At 41.4% G+C, this 20,453-nt stretch carries 13 protein-coding genes; 3 read left to right on the top strand and 10 right to left on the bottom strand.

All coding sequences use genetic code 11. The annotated features are described in order from the left end of the window. Window positions 1–7: 7 nt before the first annotated feature. The 9 genes from H9Y05_RS05970 to H9Y05_RS05930 all read right to left on the bottom strand — a co-directional run bounded on the left by H9Y05_RS05970 (window position 8) and on the right by H9Y05_RS05930 (window position 14,141). The gene (locus tag H9Y05_RS05970; RefSeq protein ID WP_216713760.1) at window positions 8–1,918 is read right to left on the bottom strand and encodes a sensor histidine kinase; all 1,911 of its coding nucleotides are present in this window, start codon (window positions 1,916–1,918) and stop codon (window positions 8–10) included. Window positions 1,919–2,169: 251 nt separating this feature from the next. Next, window positions 2,170–4,770 (bottom strand): SBBP repeat-containing protein, encoded by a 2,601-nt coding sequence (locus tag H9Y05_RS05965; protein WP_216713759.1) that lies wholly within the window; start codon window positions 4,768–4,770, stop codon window positions 2,170–2,172. Window positions 4,771–4,790: 20 nt separating this feature from the next. After that, complete coding sequence (locus tag H9Y05_RS05960; protein ID WP_216713758.1) at window positions 4,791–7,184, bottom strand: T9SS type A sorting domain-containing protein; 2,394 nt, start codon at window positions 7,182–7,184, stop codon at window positions 4,791–4,793. 119 nt (window positions 7,185–7,303) lie between these two features. Then, complete coding sequence (locus H9Y05_RS05955; protein WP_163490227.1) at window positions 7,304–8,032, bottom strand: LytR/AlgR family response regulator transcription factor; 729 nt, start codon at window positions 8,030–8,032, stop codon at window positions 7,304–7,306. Between the two features lie 4 nt (window positions 8,033–8,036). After that, window positions 8,037–9,950, bottom strand: coding sequence for a tetratricopeptide repeat-containing sensor histidine kinase (locus H9Y05_RS05950; RefSeq protein WP_216713757.1), 1,914 nt, complete (start codon window positions 9,948–9,950; stop codon window positions 8,037–8,039). Between the two features lie 26 nt (window positions 9,951–9,976). Then, the gene (gene dxr, locus H9Y05_RS05945; RefSeq protein WP_216713756.1) at window positions 9,977–11,140 is read right to left on the bottom strand and encodes a 1-deoxy-D-xylulose-5-phosphate reductoisomerase; all 1,164 of its coding nucleotides are present in this window, start codon (window positions 11,138–11,140) and stop codon (window positions 9,977–9,979) included. Between the two features lie 68 nt (window positions 11,141–11,208). After that, the gene (locus H9Y05_RS05940) at window positions 11,209–11,985 is read right to left on the bottom strand and encodes an amidohydrolase (protein ID WP_163490230.1); all 777 of its coding nucleotides are present in this window, start codon (window positions 11,983–11,985) and stop codon (window positions 11,209–11,211) included. 18 nt (window positions 11,986–12,003) lie between these two features. Then, window positions 12,004–13,134: a methionine aminotransferase gene (locus tag H9Y05_RS05935; RefSeq protein WP_216713755.1), complete on the bottom strand. Its 1,131-nt coding sequence runs from the start codon at window positions 13,132–13,134 to the stop codon at window positions 12,004–12,006. Between the two features lie 68 nt (window positions 13,135–13,202). Further along, window positions 13,203–14,141, bottom strand: a complete 939-nt coding sequence (locus tag H9Y05_RS05930) for an alpha/beta fold hydrolase (protein ID WP_163490232.1) — start codon at window positions 14,139–14,141, stop codon at window positions 13,203–13,205. 148 nt (window positions 14,142–14,289) lie between these two features. On the opposite strand from H9Y05_RS05930, the gene rnr reads away from it, so the two are divergent. The 3 genes from rnr to H9Y05_RS05915 all read left to right on the top strand — a co-directional run bounded on the left by rnr (window position 14,290) and on the right by H9Y05_RS05915 (window position 18,217). Beyond that, window positions 14,290–16,449 carry a ribonuclease R gene (gene rnr / locus H9Y05_RS05925; protein ID WP_216713754.1) on the top strand — a complete coding sequence of 720 codons (2,160 nt, stop codon included), beginning with the start codon at window positions 14,290–14,292 and terminating at the stop codon, window positions 16,447–16,449. A gap of 30 nt (window positions 16,450–16,479) precedes the next feature. After that, a complete protein-coding gene (locus H9Y05_RS05920) occupies window positions 16,480–17,604 on the top strand; it encodes a lipase family protein (protein ID WP_216713753.1) in 1,125 nt (374 codons plus the stop codon). 175 nt (window positions 17,605–17,779) lie between these two features. Then, entirely contained in the window at window positions 17,780–18,217 is a 438-nt protein-coding gene (locus H9Y05_RS05915) for an energy transducer TonB (RefSeq protein WP_216713752.1), read from the top strand. 16 nt (window positions 18,218–18,233) lie between these two features. Here H9Y05_RS05915 and H9Y05_RS05910 read toward each other — a convergent pair whose 3' ends face one another. Further along, window positions 18,234–20,390, bottom strand: a complete 2,157-nt coding sequence (locus H9Y05_RS05910; RefSeq protein ID WP_216713751.1) for a hypothetical protein — start codon at window positions 20,388–20,390, stop codon at window positions 18,234–18,236. Between the last annotated feature and the right edge of the window lie 63 nt (window positions 20,391–20,453).

The following is a 20,453-nucleotide window of genomic DNA, read 5'->3' as shown; positions in this document are numbered from 1 at the left end:
GTGCGTGCTATTTTAGTGTGATAAGGGGAATGCTAAACGAAATAGTTGTTCCTTGTTCAGGTTGTGATTCAACGGTAATCTGGACTTTGTTACTTTTTCCTTTGTTTAATAAAGTCAGTCGCTCCCGGGTAATCCGCATGGCTTGTGAAACATGAGAACCGTCCTGTTCGGTTATTTGTTGCTGAGAGAATCCCCGGCCATTGTCCTGAATCCGGATGATAATGCGCTGGCCTTCTTTTGTATAGTCAATTGTTAAAACACCGGTGTGGTTGAGGTTCCTGAATCCATGTTCAAACGCATTTTCTACAAATGGCTGTACCAACATAGGAGGAACCAACGTACTGAACAAATCAATGTTTTCATCAATGTGGAGGGTAAATTCAACTTCATTTTCAAAACGAAGCTGTTGCAGTTTTACATAGTCATTCAACCACTGAATCTCTTTTTCCAGCGGTATTGCTTCCACCTGTGAATGGTCCAGGATTCCTCTCGACAGGCGGGCGAAAGAAGAAAGAAAATCTCCTGCTTTGTCACTGTCATTGGCGTACATATAATGCTGAATGGATGAAAGGGCATTGAACATAAAGTGCGGATTCATCTGGGAGCGGAGTAATTTTTGTTGTAACTGGAGGTTCTTTTCCCGTGCCCTTACTTTACTGTTTCGGAAAATAAGCAACGAAACGATCCCGATAAATAGTGAAAGTAACAGTAAACCAATCAAGAGGTATTGGTTGTTTTTTAATTTCAGTTGACTGACCTCATTTGCTTTTTTCAGTTGTTTATTTTCGAGTTCTTTCTTTTCTGTTTCATACTTTTCTTTCATGTCGGCGATTCCCAGCTGCGTCCGCTCATCGTACATCGCAAACTCGTGATTAACAGCCTGCTCATAAGCTGAAATTGCCTGCTCATATTGTCTTAATGCTTTGTAACAAACAAAAAGAGAGTAGTGTAACATTCCTTTTTCATTGTCCAGCCCTTGCCTGGATTCAAGAAGTGTCAATGCTTTATTTGCTGCCTCTATTGCCTGCGGGTACCGGTTACTTTCCCGGTAGAAAACACTTTTTATCCGTAAATATTTTGCCTGGATGACCTCACTGTCAATTTGTGAAAAGTAAGCACCACTTTCTTCCAACAGTCGTTCTGCCTGATTTGGACTTCCAAGAGTTAACGCAAGAATAGCCGCATTTGCTTTTCCTTCTGCCAGTAATCCTACGTCGTTGAACGATTGCTGAAGTATAAAAAATGTATCAATGTAATGCTGACTTTTGACGTCATCACCACTATTCAGATAAAGTGTGGAGAGTGTAATTGCTGTGATAGAGGCTTCCCTTTTTGCACCGATTTTTATTAACAATTCAAACCCTTGTTTATGCAATTTTATACCTTCTTCAGGTTGTGAACCAAAAACAAACAGACCGACCTGACTCAGACACAAGCCTTCCTGGAGCTTGTTGTTGATGGAAACACTCAGATCCAATGAGCGATAAGCAAATTCAGTTGCCTGTTCAATGTTGCTGACTTTAAATGCATTGAATCCTTTTTGACGCAACGACTTACACATTCCCAACTGATTGTTGTGACGGAGAAAATAGGTGTATGCCTTATCCGCATATTCCGTTGCTTTATCCATCTCTTGCTGCCGTTCATAGTATTTTGCATACAATAAATCGGCAGTAGCAACGCCATACGCATTGTTTCGTTCCCGGCTGTATTGATCAAGCCGGTCAATGTATGCTTTGGTTTCTTTTTCTGATTTCTGCCAGATACTGAGGTTAATGACTTGTTCCCACAATTCTATCTTCTCTTTTTCAACGGATGTGTGCGGTATTTTTTGAAGTAACTGATCTATTTCATGTCCTTTGGAGATAAAGCAGACGAAACAAAACAAGAGTAACGCAATGAGTTTAGAAAAATTCATGTGGAAATAATTTTTATCAGACAGCGAACCATCGATGAAGTTTTTGTTCTAAAAATAGGATTCATAACACTTACGGTTTTTTATATAATCAATTGCCAGCATATTTATTAGCAGTTGATTAAGGAAGAATGAAGTGCATACTTGTGCTTAAATGTATGGAATTTTATTTGGGTTACAACCATTCAACCCGCGACAAAAAAAATGCTCCTGCTTTGTGGCAGGAGCATTTTGCTATCATATGAACCTAAAATTTACCGTTGCTTAAGCAACCGAATAGTGATAGATGACTTTCCGTCATAAATTTCCAACAGGTATACTCCCGATGCTTCCTGACCCAAATCGATCGTAAGGATATTGTTAGAAAAAGTAGTGGCAGGTGTTAATTCCTGACCCAAAGAATTCATTACTTTGATGGTTGCAGTATTTACGGATTCTCCTTGTACCATGAATACCCCGTTCCCCGGATTTGGATAAACAGACCATCCGTTTTGTTCTACGGATTCAATTCCAACCGAATTGACCGGCACACAATCAGATGTTTCCGCACATCCGTTTGCAGTGATTGCTACTGCGTAATTTCCGTTTTGAGTGGGTGTGAATGACTGAGACGTTGCTCCTGCGATTGGTGCATCGTTGTTGTCGCAATCGATCCATTGGTATGTTGCACCGGATTGAGTTGCGGTTAAAACAATCCCACTGGCAGTAACGGTTGTATTCACATCATTGATTGTCAAATTCAATGTAATGGTGCTGTCACAGTTGTTAGCATTTGGAATAACCTGCGTATACGTTCCGGAAGTGGTGTACGTTTGTCCGTTCAGGGTATAACTTCCGCATGCTGTTTGCGTCGATGTTGATGAAGTTGGCTGATTGATTGTCAGGTTCAACGTAATCGTACTGTCACAGTTTGCTGCATTTGGAATAATCTGCGTATACGTTCCGGAAGTGGTGTACGTTTGTCCGTTCAGGGTATAACTTCCGCATGCTGTTTGCGTCAATGTTGATGAAGTTGGCTGATTGATTGTCAGGTTCAACGTAATCGTTGAATCACAATTATTTCCGTTCGGAATTACGTGTGTGTACGTTCCGGATGTTGTGTACGTCTGGTTGTTCAGTGGCCATGTGTAAGCTTCACATTCAGTAATAGTAACCGAAGAACTGGTTGGCTGATTGATCGTTAAGTTCAACGTAATCGTACTGTCGCAGTTATTCGCATTCGGAATGACATGTGTGTATGCTCCTGAAGCTGTGTATGTTTGATTATTGATCGGCCACGTGTAAGCTTCACATTGACTCATTGTAACAGAGGAATTAGTCTGCTGATTGATTGTCAGGTTCAACGTAACAATGCTGTCACATCCATTCGCTGCTCCGCCGACAATTGTATGTGTTGCTGTCGTGCTTGTGTTATAAGTTTGTCCGTTTCCTGTTGTCCAGGTGAAATTGCCACATGCGGTTTGTGAAATAGTATGAGTAACAGGAGAACAGTCCGGATTTAGTTTCACCAAAACAATATCTTTAGTCCCGGAAGAGGTTACCGAAAATGTGTCAAATGTTTTTGTGCCATTTAGTGTCCCCGTTGCATATACATGTGTTGAACTGTTTTTAGCTAAGAACATTTCATTGATAGGTATACTTTTAGCCCAAAGAATATTCCCATTTGTATCTATTTTTATAAGTTGGGAGCCACTTACAGTAATTCCAGGTGCAATTGTAGTGCTGTTGGCGAATGATGCGGAAACATAAATATTCCCACCACTGTCTGTTGAGATCGCATAGAACTGATCTGTACCGGTTGATCCCAATCGTTTTGCCCACAAGATATTTCCGTCGGGATCTCCTTTTGCTACAAAACAGTCGTATCCGCCTGCAGAAGAAAGAAAGGTAGTTCCTATTACAGTTGATATTTCGAAAGCACCTCCTATATATATATTCCCAACAGCATCTGTTCCTAAACTCTGGGCGGATAGGTTAGATGATATAAGATTTCCATTTTCTATCGTGTTGGCCCACAACACACTACCGTTTGCATCCATATTAAAGTAACAGGCAGCTCTTCCTTCTGTTGGATTCAAGGTGATTGTACCGATCTTAACTGAATTCCCATATGTGGTCATTGTCACCAGAATATTACCCGTATTATCAACCTTTACTGATCCATCAACATCTATATCTCCGGTCACGTCTCCAAAACTTACTCCCCAAAGCCCAGTCCCATTTGGCCCAAGTTTGATGATATAACAGTCTTTTTCCTGTCCACCCATTGAGGTTATATTAATACCACCTAACTGAAACGAATAACCATTATAACTTCCAGTAACATAAACATTGCTGTTTTCATCTACATCAATGTCATAGCATCCCCCATATGCTGTAGTCCCCGATGAACCTTTTGCCCATAGAACAGTTCCGGAAGCATTCATTTTCACCACAAATCCACTTTGGGCACTATTACGAGTGAGAACATAAGAATTAAATGTAATTGTGGCCGTTGAAAATTGACCAACGACATAAATATTTCCATTATCGTCTACCTTAATGGATGTTCCTAAACTATAACCACTTCCGGTTCCTCCAAATCGTTTAACCCACTCAACAGTTCCGTTTGCATTCGTTTTTGAAATAAAAACATCGGCGGTTGTTCCGATGGGAGAAGAACCAATTGATCCAAACGAAGCAACACCACTGACATGCCCCGTTGTGTATACATTGCCGTTATTGTCAACATATGCGGCCCTTCCTAAATCGTCAGCCGTAGCACCACCATAATTATGTACCCAAGCTGTTAAAGGAGCTTGCCCAAATAAGATGATACTTTGTAAGAAAATGATACTCAACAAAATCTTTTTCATTGTATAAATAATTAATTAAACTAAAATTTTACTACTCTAAATGGTTGCTTATTGATGTTCAAAATATAAACACCGTTTGGCTGTTCATTCAGGTTAATTATGATTTCTTTTCCGGAATGGGTGGATTCATACACTAATTGTCCTAAAGAAGAATAAACTTCGATTAAAACATCATTGAATACCTGCGCGGGCGAAACAGTAAACACCCCACTACCCGGGTTCGGATAAACGGACCAGTCATTTTGTTCGATTGTTTCAATTCCAACCGAATTAACCGACACACAATCAGAGGTTTCCGAACATCCATTCGCAGAGATTGTTACTGCATAGTTTCCGTTTTGAGTGGGTGTGAATGACTGAGACGTTGCTCCTGCGATTGGTGCATCGTTGTTGTCGCAATCGATCCATTGATATGTTGCACCGGATTGAGTTGCGGTTAAAACAATCCCACTGGCAGTAACGGTTGTATTCACCTCAATGATTGTCAAATTCAATGTAATGGTGCTGTCACAGTTGTTAGCATTTGGAATAACCTGCGTATACGTTCCGGAAGTGGTGTATGTTTGTCCGTTCAGGGTATAACTTCCGCATGCTGCTTGTGTCATTGTTGATGAAGTTGGTTGATTGATTGTTAAATTCAATGTAATCGTCGAATCACAGTTATTCGCATTCGGAATCACGTGTGTATATGTTCCGGATGTTGTATACGTCTGGTTGTTCAACGGCCACGTGTATGATTCACATTCTGTAATTGCAACCAAAGAGTTGGTCGATTGATTGATCGTTAAGTTCAACGTAATTGTCGAATCACAGTTAGTTGCATTTGGAATTACATGTGTGTATGTTCCGGAAGAAGTGTATGTCTGGTTATTCAACGGCCATGTGTACGATTGACATTCGGTAACAGCAATTGAAGCACTTGTCGGCTGATTGATTGTCAGGTTTAATGTGATTGTACTGTCACAACCAGCAGCATTCTCCAACACTTGTGTGTAAGTACCACTTGTTGTGTAAGTTTCATTATTGAGTTGAAAACTTCCGCATGCTGTTTCAGTAATCGTGTGCGTTGTCGGATCACAGTTGCTTAAGCGCACCAAGTATGCTTCATCATTTGATGTTTCTGTTAGTGTATAGGAATCAAATGACACGGTTCCTGTAAAAGATCCCCCTACATAAATAGCATTGTCCGGACCTACGGCAAGGCTTCTATTCAAATCGCCACCCGTTGATCCGAATTTTTTTGCCCAGACAAATGATCCTGCGGGTGTGTACTCGGAAACGTACACATCAAAACTTCCTGCAGAACTTCCTGCAACAGACGTCCCGGTAAACTCCCCGCTTAAAACAATGTTTCCATCTGGTTTTACCGCAAGACAACTGTTATATGCATTTACAGTTGATCCTACTTTTTTTAACCAGAGCACATTTCCGTTGGTATCTAATTTTGAAAAGACCGCATCTATATTTGAAGAAGATGAGGAACTCACACTAAAACCTCCAAAAGATAACGTTCCCATAAATGTTCCGGAAACATAAACGATTCCGTCATCAGTTAGTTTGATACCTATCCCTGTCCCTGATCCGGTACTGTTCATTTTTTTTGCCCAAATAACATCTCCGGTAGGGCCGAGTTTTACAATATAAAAATCCGAACTTCCCGTTGCCGTCAGGGAGGTTGATCCGAATGCAACCGTATTGGCAAATGAACCGACATAGTAACTATTTCCGGATGCATCAATGGCTATACCATGGTTTTCATCCTTTCCTATTCCGCCGAATTTTTTACTCCAAACAACATTCCCGGCGGTATTAATTTTCATAAAAATAAGGTCTTCTGCTCCTGCAGAGTTGTAGGTTGTCGATCCGATCGTGATAGAAACCTGAAAACGTGCTCCGATGTATACATTTCCGTTGTCATCTACCTCCATATTCCCATTATATCCTATATCATATCCACTGTTTCCATATTTCTTTGCCCAAATCACATTACCGTTGGAATCCAGCTTGCAGAGAAATAAGTCCGTTGCTCCGGATGAAGTTAATGTTGTCGATCCGAATTCGACTGTTTCTGAAAAAAGCCCATATATATAGATGTTTCCAGCTACATCTGTTTGCACATCGGTAACGACATTAATAGGTAATGATGAAGTCTGTGCGTATTGTTTCGCCCATAATACATTTCCAGCTGCGTCACTTTTGTATAGAAAACAATTTCCACCAGTTTGATAATTAAGCGGGATGCTTCCGAATGTCGTTTGAGTAAATCTTCCTACGGAAAAAATATTTCCAACCGCATCGATGTGTATTCCTTCAACGGAACGCCCATATTGATGCACCCAATCCGCCTGAGGTGTTTGATTAAATGCATAAATACCCGTTATAAACATCAATGCAACTGTAATGAGTTGTTTCATAATCACTGTTTTTTTAATTAAAAACGGTGTAAAATTATTCAAATTCATTCAGAAGAAAGGAGAGTACTTCGTGTTTGAACACATTCGTTTGGTATTTGCAGGGAACTGTTTGGTATTGATTATTTGGAAGCGATGAAAGTCAGTAATTCTTCTTTTTTCTTGGCAGAAACAGGAATGGAACTTTCATCGTTCATAATCACAAGGTTGGTTCCTTTTTGATAGTAGAAGAGATGGTTTAGATTGATGAGGTGACTTTGATGCACGCGCATAAACCCATCCGATGAAAGTGTTTCATCAAATTCTTTGAGTTGTTTGGCAACCACAATTTTATGGCCGTTTTGCAGGAAAAGAGTGGTGTAGCTGCTATCTGCTTCACAGCGAATAATGTCTTTTATGTACAGAGCATAGATCCGGTCATGGGTTTTAACAACAATTTTCTTGTCTTCCGGTTGTTTGAGGTTGTCGAGCAGGGTTTGAATTTCAGCTTCTGAGTGATGTAACTTCTGTACTTTGTTGACCGCCTTTACCAGGTACTCGGGAGAAATGGGTTTGAGCAGATAATCGACAGCGCTGTATTGAAAGGCGCGAATGGCATATTCCTGGTAAGCAGTGGTAAAAATCACATGAAACGGAACCGTATCAAACAAAGAAAGTAGGTTAAAACCCGTTCCGTCCCCCATTTGTACATCCAGGAAAATTACATCCGGTTGATGTTTCTGAATAGCGGCATATCCTGTTTGAACAGATTCGGCAGTTCCTGCAATCTGAATGGTAGGACAATACAACCCCAACATGTTTTCGAGTAATTCCCGGCTGTTTCCTTCGTCGTCGATAATGATTGCTTTCATGGAGTTATAATAAGGTTTGATAAGGAATTTTGAACACAACTTTTACACCGTGCTGCTCCGGGTGAAGGTCCTTTAAATTAATTACTTCAAAAACAGTATTTTTCCCTGTGAGTGTTCTGATACCGGAAATCCGTTCGTGTGTAATTCTTGTTGCGAGGGATTCGTGACTTCCGGATTTTTTGACAGCTGTATCCAATCCGGTTCCGTTGTCTTCTATTTCAAAAATGAGGTAATCCTTTTCTTTATTAAAACGAATGGAAATGATTCCGGTTTCTTGACTTTTAAACAAGCCGTGTTCCAAAGAATTTTCAATAAATGGTTGTGCCAGCATGGGTTGAATCAATACATTTTCTTCGTCTATTGATTCATCGGATGTGATTTCCCAGGTTAATTTATCTCCGAAACGGAGCTTCTGTATCTCCAGGTAACGTTCCAGCAATTGTTTTTCTTCTGCAAGGGTAATCTGATCTTTTCTTGAGAAGGTGAGAATCATGCGCATCAACTCGGAAAAGCGACTTAAGTAGGTGGAGGCGTTGAGCGCATCTTGTTTATAAATGAAATTTTGGATGGAGTTCAGTGAATTGAAGATAAAGTGTGGATTCATCTGGGAAACCAACAATTTCTGTTGCAACTGCACATTTTTTTCCCGTGATTTAATTCTGTTGGTTCGGATAATAAGTAAGGAGACCAAAACAATTAAGACAGAAAGTGATAGAATTCCAATCAATAAATACCGATTGTTTTTTAATTGTAATTGATTGATTTCATTTGCTTGTTTTAACTCTTTATTTTCTTGTTCTTTCTGTTCCGTTTCGTAGAGTTCTTTTAGTTTGGAAATGTTATTTTGCATCTCCAGTGTATTGTTTTCTTTTTCGAGTTCAACGGTTTTTTCGTAATACTTCAGCGCTTGTGCAGTATTTCCGAATGCTTTGTATGTTTTGTAGTATTCACTGTTGATGTAGGCTTCCGTTATTTTGTCGCCACTGATCAACAATTGGTCTGCTAATTCCAATTGTTTGAGTGCCTTTTCCTGATCTTTCAATCCGGTGTAGGAAGCAGCCCGGTAGATGTATAAAATAATGAGGGTTTGCGTATTGTTTTGCTCAATATAAAATGACAGCAATTTATCGGTTAAATTTAATGATTGCTGATATTCATTCTTCTTGTTGTAGAGGTTGGCCAGGTTGGCCTCACACCCTGCAATAATGATTTTATCTCCCAGTTCTTTCTGAATGGTTAATGCTGCCTGAATAGTAGGATACGCTTTTTCATATTGCTCCTGCTCACAGTAGAATGATCCTAAATTAAGATAGATCAGAGATTCACCACGTTTATCTCCCAATTCTTTTCGAATACGGATGGCTTTTAAGTAGTAGTCTTCAGCTTCTTTGTAGCGTTTATTTTTTCCCATTAAAAACGCAATTGAGGACAGTGTTTTTCCTTCTCCTGCTTTATCATTTAACTCTTCGTAGGAGCGCAATGATTTTAAATACATATTAATTGCAGTCTCTGAATCACCCATTTTTGAGTAATACTGTGCATATAGCGAATTAATAGGGATGAACTCAGCCTTATCGGTTTTAGTACTAAAAAAAGTTTTGGCTTTTTCAAGTGAACGTTTCATGTTCAGCCAGTCATTGTTTCGATAGTAATATTCTCCATACAACTGATATGCCTGACCTGTTCTTTTGTTGTCCGAAATTTTTGTTGTCAGCCGTAAGAGTGTATCCGTGTATTTTTTGGAATACTCCAGATCTGTAAAGAGGTATATTGAAGCAATCTTTTGCAGTGCAATCGTTTTGTTGGTATCTTCTTTCATGGTCGGAAGCGCTTGCAGAAGGCTGTCCAGGTTTTGCGAAGTGGCTGTAAACGAAACAAAGAGAGAAAACAATACAAAAAGCGATTTCAAGTAGTACATAATAGCATGTTTTTTATACAGTTAGTTCACAATCGGGATATATTTTTCACGGCCAGTTCCCGACTTTCTTTATCCATCCGTACATAATCGTCCAATGTCGGATTAAAAACAACCGGCATGTCGCGCATTACCCGTTCGTTGATAGCAGCGATGTCTAAAAAACCAATTTTTTCTTCTAAAAATGCCTGAACAGTAATTTCATTGGCGGCATTCAATGTACACGCAGCAGTTCCTCCCTTTTCCATCGCCTGGTATGACAGGTCTAAATTTTTAAACAATTGCCGGTCTGGTTGTTGAAATGTCAGCTGCGGGTAATCCATAAAATTGAAACGCGGGAAATCCGTCTTCCAGCGATTCGGATAAGTCAAAGCAAACTGAATCGGGAGCTTCATGTCCGGCACCCCCATTTGAGCTTTCATGGCTCCGTCTTCAAACTGAACCAGTGAGTGAATAACCGATTGCGGGTGAACAATTACATCAATTTGCTCCGGCTTCAATCCGAACAGCCATTTGGCCTCAATGACTTCCAGTCCTTTGTTCATCATCGTTGCCGAATCAATGGTAATCTTTGCACCCATGTCCCAGTTCGGGTGCTTCAATGCCTGTGCTTTTGTTACGATTTGTAACTGCTCGTAGGTGAATCCGCGGAACGGTCCTCCGGAAGCGGTCAGGTAAATTTTTTCAATTTTATTGTGAAACTCACCAACTAAACACTGAAAAATGGCCGAATGTTCAGAATCCACCGGGTAAATATTCACACCGTTTCGCTGTGCTTCGGTAGTAACCAGTTCTCCGGCAACAACCAATGTTTCTTTGTTGGCCAGCGCAATGTTTTTCTTTGCCCAAATGGCGTGTAAAGTCGGTTTTAACCCGGCGTAACCAACCAGAGCCGTCAGCACCACATCAATTTCTGTTGCTTCTACCACCTGGCACAAAGCTGCTTCTCCGCAGTACACATGAATGTCGTGTGACCAGAGCGTATCTTTGACGTACTGGTACTGACTTTCGTCCGTAATGACGACCGTATTGGGTTGAAACCGGATGGCTTGTTCAATCAATAAAGCAGCATTTTTTCCTGCGGTGATGACCTGCAGATCAAATTTGTCCGGATAGGCCTCAATGACTTCCAATGCCTGCGTTCCGATCGAACCGGTTGATCCTAAAATCGCGACGCCTGTTTTTTTCTGCATGGAACAAAGGTATAAATTTTATTACTGGTTTAAATTCCTTCCGGTCAGTTCAAAATTTCTGAGTTGATTCAAATTTCCCGGTCTTTCAGAAACGGTAATTTTCCTCTCAAATCCTGTAATTTTTTGTGCGACAAACGGATGCTGACCACCTGCTCTTCCTGCGTAATATCCATCAATCGGTTTCCCAGTAAGTCGATCACACAGCTATCTCCTGAATAGGTCAAACCAGCCTGATCATTTCCGACACGGTTGACCGCAGCGACATATACCTGGTTTTCAATCGCCCGGGCTGGAAGTAAACTTCTCCAGTGCACACTGCGTCGTTCCGGCCAGTTGGCTACATACAGTAATAAATCGTATTGAGGAGCATTGTCCAGTTGGTGATTGAGTGAAATTTCCGGAAAGCGGAGATCGTAACAAATCTGCAAACGAATGCTCCAACCTTTGTAGTTGACAATAACGGATCGCTCTCCTTTGGAATAGACTTTGTCTTCTCCTGCAAGTCCAAACGTTTTTCGTTTGTCATATACCGAAATCGTTCCGTCCGGTTGAACAAATACGCCACGGTTGTAATAGTTGCCGTTTTCTTCAATAATCAATGATGTATAAATAGCCGCATCCTTTGTACGGGCAAGTTCTTGTAACCATTGAACCGAAGTAGAATGATTGAACGGTTCCGCCAATGCCGGGGCATTCATGGAAAAACCGGTGTTGAACATTTCCGGGAGCAAGATCAAATCTGTCTGATCAATTTCGGATAACAGACGTTCATAGTTGCGGAAATTTGCAGCTTTGTCTTCCCAGATCTGATCAGCCTGTACAAGTGTTACGTTTAAATCTTTCATTGGAATTGAAAAGAGGTGTTAGATGTGTTTTAATTTCTCAGCAGCCTGAATCAATGTTTCATCTGTTTTTGCAAAACAGAAACGAATGTGTTTCAAATCCCGCCCGTCTGCATTGAAGACAGAAACAGGAATCGTTGCAACCTGATGCTCGGTTAAAATCCGCTTGGTAAATGTGACATCATCTTCATTGCTGATGTTGGCATAGCTGGCCAACTGGAAATATGTTCCTTCCGAAGGAAGCAGTTCGAAACGGCTGCCGTTCATCAACGATTGGAATACATCTCTTTTTTGTTGGTAAAACCGGCCCAATTCGTTCACGTTTACTACATCCAGATAAGCGGCTAATGTTGCCTGTGCAGTACTGTTCACACAAAATACCAGAAACTGATGTACTTTTTTAATTTCATCCATCAGGTGTTGCGGAGCAACAATATAACCAATCTTCCAACCTGTAATGTGAAACGTTTTTCCGAACGAACTCACTGAAAGAGCTCTTTCGTGCAATTTAGATCGTTGATTGATGGAAATGTGTTTCTTTTCAAAGGTAATGTACTCGTAAACTTCATCCGAGAGAACCAGTAAATGCGGATTTTTCTCTACCAATGTTTCCAACGCTTCATAATCACGCTCCGACCAGATTCTCCCCGAAGGATTGTGCGGATCATTCGTAAGAATAAAACGGGTATTGGGTGTAATGGCCTTTTCAATAGCGTTCCAGTCCGGGAGATAGTGCTCATTCAGGGCGACATGTACCGGTTTTGCGCCCGATAAAATTATTGCGGATTCGTATGAATCATAGCACGGATCGAGCACAATGACTTCATCACCTTTGTCGGCTAATGCCTGTAAAATGGTAAAAATCGCTTGTGTAGCACCTGCGGTTACCAATAATTCAGTTGCAGGATTCACGGTTCTGCCGTACGATTGTAAAATCAATCTCTGTAAACCATCCAGTAATTGCGGATGACCTGTCATCGGGCAGTATTGATTGCTTTGAGCTTCCAGGACGATTCTGCTGTGGATTTCTGTCAATCGCTCATCAATCGGGAAGTTGGGAAAACCCTGAGATAAATTAATGGCCTTGTGCTCCAACGCCATTTTCGACATCACGCTGAAGATACTTGTTCCTACAGAAGGTAATTTTGACATATTGAAAAATAATTACAAGCACGAATATAGCGATTTTATCGGTCTGTTGATTAGTGGCGGGATGGCAGTTACCTTAATCGGTCGGAAAGCCAGTTTCCAATATCTTCGTATACCGTCTCTTTTTCCGTTTCATTTAAAATTTCATGGCGCATGTTCGGATAGATTTTCACCGTTACATCCTCAAATCCGTCTTTTTTCAGTTGATCAACCGTTTGTAAAACTCCCTTGCTGAAAGCTCCGATCGGGTCATCAACCCCACTTACAAACAGCAGGGGGAACTTACGGATCATCGTTTCCGCCCAATCCCTTTTTGTGGCATCCATATTGACAGAGATCAAGGTGTGAAATCCATTGTTTGTAAACGGAATTCCGCACAATTCATCGGCGAGAAAAGCATCCCGATTCTCTTTGCTGACACTCAGCCAATTGGTGTTTTTATAATTCCCCTCCTGTTTAAAACGGGAATTATTCATCTTCGCAAACACATTATTGATCAACCGGCTGCGGTAGCGTGGAGCAATTGCATTCAAAACGGAAATCAGCACTTTCCCGATCGCGATTCCCTTAATTTTCCCACCCGTTCCTACAATGACAGCACCATCAAAGCGTTGATGTGCTTGTTGCAATAAACAGCGTGTAATAAAAGAACCCATGGAATGCCCCAGCACAAAATGAGGAACATACGGGTATTTTGTTTCCAGGTATGCAGCTAAGTTTTCCGCATCAATGACCACTTGTTCACGGGCATTTCGGGGGATAAAAAATCCGAGATCTTCTTTCCGCTGTGCCGTTTTTCCGTGTCCCAGATGGTCATAGGTCACAACAACAATTCCACGGTTTTTCAGGAAGCGGGCAAACGCAGCATAGCGGCCACTGTGTTCCTGCATTCCGTGTAATACCAGCAATGTCGCTCTGACAGGTTGATCTTCCGGTTCAAATAAGGTATAAAACAGTTTATGTTCGTCTCCGTCTTTCGTTACACTTTGTATAAATCCTGATTTTTCCATTTTCCTGAATTATCGCTGACTAAAAGTAAGAAAAATGTACAGAAATGAACCTCCTCATTCCAATTAAGCACTCTCCCGATCGACTTTTAAGAAAATTTAATCATCACCAGAACAGTTAAAACCAATGAAAGAATGTAATTTAGCACTTATGAGTCACAGAAAAAAACAAAAGAAAGATAAAAATACCAACGGAAAAAAGAAAAACAACCTCAAAGGAAGCCTTACAGTACTGGTTCGTAAGTTGTTTGAGAAAAACGAAGGAAGCGAATTAACACACCGGCAGGTGTGCACATTACTGGACATGCGGGACGGAGCTCTCAGAAAATTAGCATATTCTGTGTTGCAGGAGTTGGTTGAACAAGGATTTTTGCGGGCGGTGAGCCACAGCACATATACGTTGAACAAAACGGCTGCTTTCCTGGAAGGATACCTGGATTTAAACAATCGGGGGGCTGGATTTGTAACCGTGGAAGGACATGAAAAAGACATTTACATCGATCCGAAGTCGGTAGGAAAAGCCATCGGTGGGGATAAAGTAAAAATACGATTGACACGCTTTGGTAAAACCCGGGTAGAAGGAGAAGTTGTTGAGGTTATCGAGCGTGAGCGGACACATTTTGTGGGGACAATACAATTACACGATACGTTTGCGTTTTTAGTTCCGGATAACCAACGGGTAGGAACCGACATCTTTATTCCAAAGGAAAAACTGAACGGTGCCAAAGACGGAGAAAAAGTATTAGTGAAAATCACCGTTTGGCCGGAATCTGCAGCCAGTCCGTATGGAGAAGTTGTAGAGCGATTAGGCCAGCGAACAGCCAATGACACGGAGATGATTTCCATTCTGGTAAACCAGGGGATTGATTATGTATTTCCGCAGGAAGTCATTGCACAGGCGGAAGAAGTCACCATGGACCTGGATGAAGAGGAAATCAAAAATCGACGCGATATGCGGGATGTCCTTACCTTTACCATTGACCCGTTTGATGCCAAAGACTTTGATGACGCCCTGTCGTTTTTACGACTGGAAAACGGTGATCTGGAAATCGGGGTACACATTGCCGATGTAAGTCACTATGTGCGTCCCGGGTCGCCGATGGACAAAGAAGCATTGCACCGGTCCAACTCCGTTTACTTAGTCGACAGAGTTGTGCCGATGTTGCCTGAGCAATTGTCAAATTTTGCGTGTTCACTGCGTCCGAATGAAGATAAATACAGCTTCTCAGTTGTGTTCAAAATGGATGAAAACGGAGCGATTAAAGATGTCTGGTTTGGAAAAACCGTAATTCATTCCGATCGTCGTTTCGCGTACGAAGAAGCACAGGAGATCATCGAAGGAAAAGAAGATGAGTTGAAAGAACAGATTTTGATGCTGGACAAAATCGCAAAAGTTTACCGAAAAAAGCGATTAAAAAAAGGAGCGCTGAACATCGAATCGGAAGAGATGCGTTTCAAGCTGGATGAGAATAAGAACCCGGTTGAGGTGCTGATCAAAACATCGAAAGATGCACACAAACTGATTGAAGAATTTATGTTGCTTGCCAATCGCCACGTTGCTGAATTTATCGGGAAACCTTCAAAAGACCGTGATCCGATTCCGTTTGTATACCGGGTACACGATGAACCGGACCTGGCAAAGATCGAATTGTTCAAGGTGTTCATTGACAAATTCGGGTATGACCTGGAATCAAGTGATCAGAAGACCGTATCCAAAAGTATCAATGCATTGTTAAATGATATACGCTATGAAAATGAATATTCGATTATTCAATCCATGGCGATCCGCTCCATGGCAAAAGCGACGTATGAAATGGAAAACATCGGGCATTACGGATTGGCATTCGAATACTATACCCACTTTACGTCACCCATTCGCCGCTACGCCGATTTGGTTGTTCACCGGATTCTGATGGAAGAACTGACGCATAAAAAACACATCTACGGAAGTGGTCTGGACGATGTTTGTAAGCGCATTTCCCGCAATGAGCGAAAAGCGGCAGAAGCAGAACGGGAATCAACCAAATACTTCCAGACAATTTTTGTGCTGGACAAGATCGGGCAGGAATTTGAAGGAACCGTTTCGGGAATTGCCGAGCAGGGAATGTATGTCCGCATGGATGAAAATCAATGCGAAGGAATGGTACCGATGAACCAGATTCCGGGTGACCGCTATTATTTTGATCCGGAGAAATTCAGAATCATCGGACATAAATACAAGAATGAATTCAATTTTGGTGATCGGGTGAAAGTACGCATCTATGAGGTTTCCCCGAGAAAACGTCAGATTGATCTGGAATTAGTGGAATAAACAGACGCATAACTTTTTTGTTCAGACACCGTGAAACAGTACCGAATCATCGTCATTTTTTCATTACTTGTTTTCAACAACGTAATAGCACAGTTATCCTACACATTCTCACCGGGATTTATTCCGCAGGAATGTGATGAAATTTTGCAGTTGAATGATGCGTTTATGAACAAAGTTCCGGTAGAACGTTTTGCCGATTCAGCAGGACTTACAGACTATCGGTTTGTGTACCGTTCTCCGGCAATGGGATTAGACAATTTGTGGGATTTGTGGGTGCGTTCCGATTCTACGGTTGTATTGATGCTTCGCGGTACGACCGGGGATCCGAAATCACTGCTGGCCGATTTCTATTGTGCCATGATGCCCGCAACAGGAACAGTAAAATTGTCAGAAACACAATCCTTTCAGTATAAGATAGCAGAACATGAGCAGGCAGCCGTACACGCCGGTTTTTTAGCCGGATTTGCTTACATTGCCAACGACGCGCAACAGAAAATCGATTCTTTGTACAAGGCCGGATACCACAACTACCTGGTCGGAGGACACAGCCAGGGAGGTTCGTTGGTCTATTATGTAAGTGCCTGGTTATACTATCTGAAAAAAGATGGTGTCTACCCGGACATGCAGGTAAAAGCATATGCAACAGCTCCTCCGAAAATGGGAAATATGTATTTTGTATACAATTACGACCACATCATGCGCTCGGAATGGGCATTCAGCGTGACAAACTCCAAAGATCCTGTGCCCGAAATGCCGTTTACCACGCAACAGCTCGCACCGGATATGAATGAACCGAACCCGTTGGTGGATGCCAGACAAGGGTTGAAAAAACAACCGTTGATCAAACGTATGTTTTTGTCTTCCGCATACAATAAAATGAATAAAAAAGCCATCAAATCGGCAAAAAGTTACCAGAAATACTTAGGGAGATATGTTGGTAAATTTATCAACGGAATGGTACCCGGATTGCAACTACCGGATCCGGTAAACAGTGCATACTTTCTCCGTCCCGGAGTGCCGATTTCGTTCGTTCCGGAACAAAATTATTTTGACTTTTACAAAGACAATAAATCACCCTATTATCATCATGGAATAGAGCCGTACCGTTTTTTGCTGCGCCAGCAATATGAAGGGCTGATGCCGATTGGAGAATAAATGATTGAGATAATTACATCCTCCTCCTTAATCGCCCTTTGGAGAGGCAAGGGGAGGATAAACCAATCATACCAGTAAAAATGAAAATTTTACAATCTCCGATAGAAAAATAAATAAAAGAAGGGGTTTGCTCAATTACCTGAAATAATAAGGATGAATGAATTAGTTTCATCTTATGAGACAGGTTGTACTGATCGTTATGTTGTATATTTCTTCTGTAGGTCTCTCACAGAAACCGGATCGGTTTATTTACAATTCTCAACAATATTCAGGCAAATTGACTACGATTAATCAACCATGGCCAGTTGTGTGTGGAGCATCATTTCCGGGAGGGGAAAATGCTTTTGCAAACTACTTCAAAGAAAATGTTGTCTATCCGGATGAGTTAATGGAATATGGAGTATCAGGAAAAATAATCATTCAATTTTCAATAGAGCCGGATGGTTCAATATCAAATGTGTTTGTGAGAAGGGGTATGTCGGGATGTCCGGAATGTGATAAAGAAGCGGTCCGATTACTTGAGAATATGCCCAAATGGACTCCGGCAGTTACCATTAAAAATCAAACAGTAAAGACTACCTATCAAATTCCGGTCTTTTTTCGGAATCATTAAAAACGGAATTTCGTAGTTACTTCACCGAATACCTCACTACCAGGTTATCCACCACCGTAAACAATGCTCCGTTGTGGTAACGGACAATCTTGCTACCGTCCCATTGCTGTTTACTGTACAATTCCCCGTTGGATTTCCACAGATATACTTTGTTTTCCAGTGCATCAATTACGGCGATAATCGTATTTCCGTTACTTGTGGAGAAGACCTGTACATCGGAGACATCCGAAAACGGCAGTTTTAGTGTCGCCCACTGGATTCCTCCGGAATTGAATAATTTCAACTGCTGCTGATCTTTTACAACAATTCCTTTGTCCGCATTGATTGTAGGTAGAAGTTTCGCATTGACAAATTTCTCATAGCGTGTAATTCCTCCGCGTTGATCATAGGAAACCAGCTGATTATTTACCACACCAAATAATTTTACTTCGTTTGGAAGTTTGATGATTGTGGTCATTTCTCTTGCATCAAAAATACGCAGCGATCGGCGGTTGTCGGCCTGGATCATTTCAAAACGTCCGTTTCCGTAAAGACCGATAAATGGTTTTCCGGCACTTACCCAGACAACAGGTTGTTGCCCGATCTCTGAAAGTTGATTTCTCACGATTGCCAGTTCCCTCCCCTGGTTGTCATATTGCAATAATTTTCCGTCGGTTCCCGCTATAGCGAAAAAGCCATTTCCTTTCCAGCGATAAAACAACGGTGTCTGCACATTTGTCTGGTCATCCAATTCAATCGGGAAACCACCCGGTTCATTCCCGTTGATGTCAAATACGTGTACCTTTTTCCCGGAAGAAACCAACAGCTGGTATTTCTCATTGGCAAAAATATCAATGATTGCAGCATCTCCGACAATTGCTCCGTCCAGTGTTTGTTCCCATTTCTTTTTATCGTTTTCAAAAAACAGCACTTTGTTATCGTTGGTGGTGACAAAAAATGCGTTTTCATCAATAATGTGGATGTCCTTGATATTTCCTGCTACGAATGAAGTTGCTGAACCGGTTGTTGCCTGGTTGGTTGGTTCAATTGATCCCGCCTTTCCTCCGACAACGGTGGTCAGTAAGTTGGTATCATAAACAGAAACGGATTGCTTGACAGTACCTGAAACCGTCCGTTGATTTACTTTCTGCGGAAGCTGTCCGTAAATTTCGTTGGCACGATCGGAGCGTTGCGCCAATGTATTTCCGAGTTTGTAATCACCGACAATGGTCTCACAAACAGCCCGGTTTCCTGAAATAACAACAAAGTCATCTACCTGATAACAATAAAATCTCCTGGTTGCTTTCATGAGTTGTGTTAACGGCTCTCCTTCAAAATATTCACTTTCGGTATCTGTGGATTCTTTTTTATAGAAATCATAAAGCACCTGGATGGGTTCCTGCCCTTCAATATAATCTGTAATAATTGCTTCCTGCCCGTTAACAGTAACGCGAACCAATCCATACTTTAACCAGGTATTCATCGGGCTTTTTTTCAATTCGGGGTCGATGAACCGCAGGTAATCTGTCTCATAAAATTCATAGGAAGTAACAGTCGCCGGAATAACAGCTGAAAAAACAACCTTGTCATTTACTTTTGAACCGAAGACCGCCTGTTTAACAGCGGTTTTGTATTCAATAATCCCATTTTCCTTGATGTAAATATCTGTAACAGATGGTTGTTGCTGTTTATTGCTGAATTGAAGGATAGACGCATCACTGTTTTTATCATAGTGAAGTCCCTGCCACGGATGTTTATTCAACTCAATGGATTCAGTGGAAAAATAGATGGCATGTTTTGAGAAAAGGCCATTGAGTTTACCGAACGAAAGGGATTGATCGTTGATACGAATACCGGATTGATTGCTGAAAACAGTCAGAATAGTTTTTTCGTCCAATGTTTCTTTCGTGGTAATCAGTACCTGCCCTCGTTTTTTTGAAATATACAGATCATCAATTGCGTCCGGATTCAGTTGTTCGAGGAATGCAATCATTTCGGTGTGTTGAATCCCGAATTGCTCTGAAAGCAATTGCAGATTCGCCGGGTTGAGTACAATCAGCACTTCTCCGTCTTCCTGTCCGAACAAATATTCCGGGTTAAACTGTTTTCCCTGGTTCACACGGTCGTATGTAGCATAGCCCAGCCACAACAGGCTTATGAGTGTCAATAATCCCAGAAAAACGCGTCCAAACATGTCCTCAAAGTTATCGGAATTTAGCCTCCGCATGGATTCCTTTTCCCAAAGAAATCAACAGGT

The organism is Taishania pollutisoli (assembly GCF_014518315.1).
Lineage (GTDB): Bacteria > Bacteroidota > Bacteroidia > Flavobacteriales_D > Crocinitomicaceae > Taishania > Taishania pollutisoli.
This window is presented reverse-complemented; position numbering and strand designations above follow the sequence as displayed.

What these genes read in the sequence shown, in the direction of transcription:
- H9Y05_RS05970 (WP_216713760.1), bottom strand. Translation starts at nt 1,918, where the DNA reads ATGAATTTTTCTAAACTCATTGCGTTACTCTTGTTTTGTTTCGTCTGC.
- H9Y05_RS05965 (WP_216713759.1), bottom strand. Translation starts at nt 4,770, where the DNA reads ATGAAAAAGATTTTGTTGAGTATCATTTTCTTACAAAGTATCATCTTA.
- H9Y05_RS05960 (WP_216713758.1), bottom strand. Translation starts at nt 7,184, where the DNA reads ATGAAACAACTCATTACAGTTGCATTGATGTTTATAACGGGTATTTAT.
- H9Y05_RS05955 (WP_163490227.1), bottom strand. Translation starts at nt 8,032, where the DNA reads ATGAAAGCAATCATTATCGACGACGAAGGAAACAGCCGGGAATTACTC.
- H9Y05_RS05950 (WP_216713757.1), bottom strand. Translation starts at nt 9,950, where the DNA reads ATGTACTACTTGAAATCGCTTTTTGTATTGTTTTCTCTCTTTGTTTCG.
- dxr (WP_216713756.1), bottom strand. Translation starts at nt 11,140, where the DNA reads ATGCAGAAAAAAACAGGCGTCGCGATTTTAGGATCAACCGGTTCGATC.
- H9Y05_RS05940 (WP_163490230.1), bottom strand. Translation starts at nt 11,985, where the DNA reads ATGAAAGATTTAAACGTAACACTTGTACAGGCTGATCAGATCTGGGAA.
- H9Y05_RS05935 (WP_216713755.1), bottom strand. Translation starts at nt 13,134, where the DNA reads ATGTCAAAATTACCTTCTGTAGGAACAAGTATCTTCAGCGTGATGTCG.
- H9Y05_RS05930 (WP_163490232.1), bottom strand. Translation starts at nt 14,141, where the DNA reads ATGGAAAAATCAGGATTTATACAAAGTGTAACGAAAGACGGAGACGAA.
- rnr (WP_216713754.1), top strand. Translation starts at nt 14,290, where the DNA reads ATGAGTCACAGAAAAAAACAAAAGAAAGATAAAAATACCAACGGAAAA.
- H9Y05_RS05915 (WP_216713752.1), top strand. Translation starts at nt 17,780, where the DNA reads ATGAGACAGGTTGTACTGATCGTTATGTTGTATATTTCTTCTGTAGGT.
- H9Y05_RS05910 (WP_216713751.1), bottom strand. Translation starts at nt 20,390, where the DNA reads ATGTTTGGACGCGTTTTTCTGGGATTATTGACACTCATAAGCCTGTTG.